The following is a 673-nucleotide window of genomic DNA, read 5'->3' as shown; positions in this document are numbered from 1 at the left end:
TGGACGGGTGGTTGCGTCCGGTCGGTCCGGGGGTTCCAGGAGAGCTGTATCTGGGCGGCGTGCAGCTCGCGGACGGGTACGTGGGTCGGTTCGCCCTCACCGCGGAGCGGTTCGTCGCAGACCCGTTCAGCGAGACCGGGGACCGGCTCTACCGGACCGGGGACGTGGTCCGGTGGAGCCCTCGGGGCGAGCTGGAATACCTGGGTCGGTCGGACGACCAGGTCAAGATCCGCGGGTTCCGGATCGAGCTCGACGAGGTCCGCCACGCCCTCGAGACCCACGAGGCGGTCACCGGTGCCGCGGTGATCGCGCTGGACCACCCCGCCGGGGGGTCGTTCCTGGCCGCCTACCTCACCACCACCGGCGACGCCGTCCGGGGTGCGGGGGAGGACTCCGCCCTGGTCGAGACGGTGCGGGAGCACGTCGCGGGCATCCTGCCGGACTACATGGTGCCCACCGCGATCACGGTGCTCGACGCGTTCCCCGTCACCGTGAACGGAAAGCTCGACCGCCGCGCCCTGCCCGCCCCCCACCTCACCACCGGCGGCGGCGGCGAGGGAAGACAGCCCGAGACCGACACCGAGAAGACCCTCGCCACGATCTTCCACGACGTCCTCCACCTCACCGACGACATGACTGTGAGCGCGGACGACGACTTCTTCCACCTCGGCGG

Annotated in this window: 1 pseudogene; it reads left to right on the top strand. The window is 71.3% G+C overall.

Features of this window, described 5'->3' with window-relative positions:
* Positions 1-673, top strand: a pseudogene (locus tag GVL03_RS19035) (AMP-binding protein); the annotation flags it as partial.

It is taken from the genome of Microbacterium sp. 18062 (genome assembly GCF_902706225.1).
Classification (GTDB): Bacteria; Actinomycetota; Actinomycetes; order Actinomycetales; family Microbacteriaceae; genus Microbacterium.
Note: the sequence above shows the minus strand (reverse complement) of the source record. Positions and strands in the feature narration are given on the sequence as shown.